Genomic DNA, 4,172 nt, shown 5'->3' on the forward strand with positions numbered 1-4,172 from the left:
AAAGAGTGGTTGGCTAAACCGTCATTGATGCAGCCGGATGCTGATGCAGAGTATGCAGCAGTGATCGAAATCGACCTTAACGAAGTCACTGAGCCGATCCTGGCATGTCCAAACGATCCGGACAACGTTAAACTTCTTAGCGAAGTTGCCGGCGAGAAGATCGACGAAGTCTTCCTGGGCTCATGTATGACCAATATCGGTCACTACCGTGCAGCCGGTGAAGTAATGCGTGGCGAAGGCAAGGTAGCGGTTGAGAAATTCTGGATCGTTCCACCAACCCGTATGGATGAGCAGCAGCTTATCAACGAAGGGTACTACGATGTTTTCAAAGCGATCGAAGCACAGACAGAGGTTCCTGGATGTTCACTATGTATGGGTAACCAGGCAAGTGCTCGTGTCGGTTCAACGGTTTTCTCAACATCGACACGTAACTTTGACAACCGTCTGGGTAAAGGCACTCAGGTTTACCTTGGTTCTGCAGAGCTTGCGGCAGTATGTTCTAAACTTGGACGTATCCCGACCGTAGAAGAGTACATGAGTATTGTTCCTGAAAAACTGGCTGGCAAGACGGCAGATGTTTACAAATACCTGAACTTCAACGAGATCAACAACTATCACCTCGAAGCACGTGATGTTGCTGAAGAAAAATACGGTGTTACAATCAAAGCCGTATAATCAAAAACGCAAATAGCGACGCACTTGCTGCGTTGCTTCCCTCGTTACGTTGGACTCCGACGTTGATGCCAAGGCATAACAACTCTGGTTCCACTTTTATAAAAGCCAAGCAGTTGGCTTTTACTTCACAAAGTTCACCTTTCTAAACTCCTTGAAGCTACACCACTTTTAAGTTTTATACATTTTCTAGTAATTGATTTTTTATTACTTCCCCGTTCTTAATGTACGAAGTGTCCTATTATTGCTGATTTGAATGATATGGGGACATTATGTCCGTATATACAAATACAAAGGACACCTAATTCAAGGAAAGATTAATCCTAAACAGATATTATTTGTTAAAAATTGTCGTTTTGTAACGATTTAAAAGGGTTGATATTGATAAGTAGATATAAAAAATGTCCTAATATCACGGAAAATTAGATTAAAAAGGACATTATAGGAATGAATAAATAGTTAGCAGGAGAGAGTAACATATGAAGAAATATATGTTCATGATATCGGTTCTAATTTCCATATTTAGTTTAAGGGTTAATGCAGCAGGAATCGACTCTTTTATCATTGTCTATGGAGATAATCACGTTTATGAATTAGCTTTACCTAAAGGATGGAAGCTTGATAAAGAAATTACTCATCAACATAAACTAGGTACATTCATCTATCCTAGTCGCTATGCAAATTGGCAACAGATTCCTACATACATTCATTCAACCGGATATGATAAGAACAGCTATAAATATCAACCATTAGCTAGTTTTATTGAAGATGACAAGAATACCTTGTCAAAAGCAAATAATGTAAAAGCTTACAAAATTGGAGAAGTAAATACTTATAATTCTGGGAAGGCCATTATTTATCAATATTTATATATCATCGACAAAAATAAGATTGAAACGTTTGACGAGGTGGCGTATATCGATACTCCAACGGCATTTTGTAACGTAACTTTTTCAACTAATAATGTTGAGGATTTGGACAAATATCAAGGTCTATTTAACTCAATAGTAGCTTCTTTTAATTATCTTGGTGACGATTTGAATAAGGTCAAAGACACATTGTCACACCAACGATGAAGAAAGCTAACAAATAAGAGGAGACCAATCAAAAACCCGCGGGCGGCTTTTTGATTGCTCATTTTAAACGTTATATTTTAAAAAAGGAGTTATACAAATGGAATATCAGGATTTGAATGATGAGCAAAAAAACAAATTAAATGAAGCCATCAATAAAGAATACCCAAATTCAGAAATCAATGTAGATGATATTGAAATAAATAGGGATGGTGATATCCTCAAAATCAACTATCAAGGTATAAATATAAAAATTCCTATAGGAAAGCCTGATCAGCCGACTACGAATAGTATTTGGAGCACTATTGTAGGAGGTGTAATAGCTATATCCGCTGTCGCTGTAACGTTGGTTTTGACAAAAGAAAACAAGGCATAGACGATATAACAAATCACTGGAGACCAATCAAAAACCCGCAGGCGGCTTTTTGATTGCTCATTTTAATCGTTATTTTTGCATTTATGTTTGATATAAAACTATAAAAGGTATTTCAAATGTTTGATAAAACTTTAGGTGTAGGATTATTATTTACATTTATAATTTTATGTTTAATATACGGATTGGTTTTTCCACAAGATTTCCTAAGATCTTTCTTCAGGGTTCTTTTCATTTTGTATATGCCAGATGTAAGAATAGGAATTATAATTACTGTTCTTGTACTATATATCATTTATATTTTAAAAAAGAATGCAACGAATACATTGAATGATTCTGACAAATCAAATCATATTATTTTTGCTGTAACTATTGCCTTATTTATGAATGGAATGCTTCAATTACTATCCGAAGCAGAGTTAGTAAATATCTTTGATATGCCATTTTTGATAAATAAGTATGCATTTAGTACGATGTCTTTGATAATTACATCTATTATAGTTATTCCATATATCATTTTTATTTTTTATTCTAAAAAAACACATTCATTATCGTTACCTGTTGTAAATACACTATTTGCAATAGCTAGTTTATTTTTAACAACAATAATTAGTTTAAAAGAAATTAATATGCACTTTGATACATCAAAGCCTAATGTCATTGAAGGAACTGTTGAAAGTAAAAGAATGACAAGAGCGTATAATCCAAAAGGCTATGGCAAGTTATATTATGTCACTTATTCAGGATACGAAGAAAGGGAGGTGCCTTCTTCAACATATAGAGAAATGGAAGTTTCAGATAAAGTAAATATGTATATAAATGATGGCTACTTAGGTGTAAAATGGATATCTAAAATAGAAAAAATATAACAAATACTTGGAGAGAAATGTTATACACAAAGAAAAAAAGAGGACAGGCTGTTTTTTGCTGTCCACTAAATTTTTGATGTAATTATTTGACAGAACATCCCTTAAATGTGGTGCCGTAATAACAGCCTTGTGCCTTCAGTCGATCCATTGCCTGTTCATAATTGAGGTCTGAATCCTTGGTGAGTTCAAAGGTTTCAACAAAACCTTTGATGCGATAGCCATCGGGCATTTCAAATTTCTCTATATCGGTACCGTGTTCAACGATAACCCATATGGAAGCACCTGACGCTGCTGTAACATCATATTTATCGACTTTCATGGTTTACCTTGTGATTATTTTATGTAGTTTGAGAATTGTATCAGAAAAAGGGGACGGGAAACTTCTCTCGTTTGATGAAGTGTATGCGTCAGTCTGTCGTCTTTAGGACGGGCAGCTTACGTGGGAGGTTCCGGCGATGTCGAAGAGCTGCGGCTTAGTTGAGCTGCTGTTCAAGCTCTCTGACCATAAGGACAAACTCTTCTGCCGGTAACGGTCTGTTCTGCAGGTAGCCTTGATAGATATCGCAGGCGATACTTCTTAGATGTTCGAGCTGTTCGATCTCCTCAACCCCCTCTGCAATAACTTTGAGCTTGAAGGCTTGCGCAACAGAGACGATGGTTTCGGTAATGAGTTTGTCTTCACTGTCGGCCATCATGTTTTTAATAAATGACTGATCGATCTTGAGATAGTCGATGGGAAGGCGCTTGAGATAAGCAAGTGACGAATAACCTGTGCCAAAGTCATCCAGAGCAAAGGTAATACCGATTTTCTTAAGCTCTTCGATCTTTTGGATCGTCTCTTCGATGTTGACTAAGGCAATGCTTTCGGTCAGTTCAAACTCAATGTGTTTCGGGTCAACAGGGTATTTGTGCAAGATACTTTTGATCTGATCAACAAAATCTGCCTGTGCAAAATGAATGGCACTGATGTTGATGGCAATTCTGTTGATATTAAGAGGACTTTCCTGCTCTTTCCATGCGATCATCTGTTTGATCGCTGTTTCGATGATCCAGGCACTCATCGGCAAGATCAGTCCACTTGCTTCTGCTATGGGAATGAACTGGCTGGGCATGATATAGCTGCCATCTTTCTGTTTCCATCGTACCAATGCTTCGGCAGCAATAATGGTGTTTGAATAGATATCG

General features: G+C 37.0%; 6 protein-coding genes. 4 read left to right on the forward strand and 2 right to left on the reverse strand.

What is annotated here, in order from left to right; genetic code table 11:
- The 4 genes from ABYK33_RS14245 to ABYK33_RS14260 all read left to right on the forward strand — a co-directional run.
- Window positions 1-675, forward strand: a 675-nt coding sequence (locus tag ABYK33_RS14245; protein WP_373033958.1) for an aconitase family protein, incomplete at its 5' end; no start/stop codon positions are given.
- Between the two features lie 476 nt (window positions 676-1,151).
- Window positions 1,152-1,748, forward strand: a complete 597-nt coding sequence (locus ABYK33_RS14250; protein ID WP_373033959.1) for a hypothetical protein — start codon at window positions 1,152-1,154, stop codon at window positions 1,746-1,748.
- 97 nt (window positions 1,749-1,845) lie between these two features.
- Window positions 1,846-2,121: a hypothetical protein gene (locus ABYK33_RS14255; RefSeq protein ID WP_373033960.1), complete on the forward strand. Its 276-nt coding sequence runs from the start codon at window positions 1,846-1,848 to the stop codon at window positions 2,119-2,121.
- A gap of 116 nt (window positions 2,122-2,237) precedes the next feature.
- Window positions 2,238-2,987, forward strand: a complete 750-nt coding sequence (locus ABYK33_RS14260) for a hypothetical protein (protein WP_373033961.1) — start codon at window positions 2,238-2,240, stop codon at window positions 2,985-2,987.
- A gap of 82 nt (window positions 2,988-3,069) precedes the next feature.
- On the opposite strand, the gene ABYK33_RS14265 is transcribed toward ABYK33_RS14260, so the two are convergent.
- Complete coding sequence (locus ABYK33_RS14265) at window positions 3,070-3,306, reverse strand: hypothetical protein (protein WP_373033962.1); 237 nt, start codon at window positions 3,304-3,306, stop codon at window positions 3,070-3,072.
- Between the two features lie 154 nt (window positions 3,307-3,460).
- Window positions 3,461-4,172: putative bifunctional diguanylate cyclase/phosphodiesterase (locus ABYK33_RS14270; RefSeq protein ID WP_373033963.1), on the reverse strand; the 712-nt coding region annotated here is incomplete at its 5' end.

The organism is Sulfurovum sp. (genome assembly GCF_041562805.1).
Lineage (GTDB): Bacteria > Campylobacterota > Campylobacteria > Campylobacterales > Sulfurovaceae > Sulfurovum.

Excerpts from the sequence above, each read along its gene's own strand:
- ABYK33_RS14250 (WP_373033959.1), top strand. The coding sequence starts at position 1,152 with ATGAAGAAATATATGTTCATGATATCGGTTCTAATTTCCATATTTAGT.
- ABYK33_RS14255 (WP_373033960.1), top strand. The coding sequence starts at position 1,846 with ATGGAATATCAGGATTTGAATGATGAGCAAAAAAACAAATTAAATGAA.
- ABYK33_RS14260 (WP_373033961.1), top strand. The coding sequence starts at position 2,238 with ATGTTTGATAAAACTTTAGGTGTAGGATTATTATTTACATTTATAATT.
- ABYK33_RS14265 (WP_373033962.1), bottom strand. The coding sequence starts at position 3,306 with ATGAAAGTCGATAAATATGATGTTACAGCAGCGTCAGGTGCTTCCATA.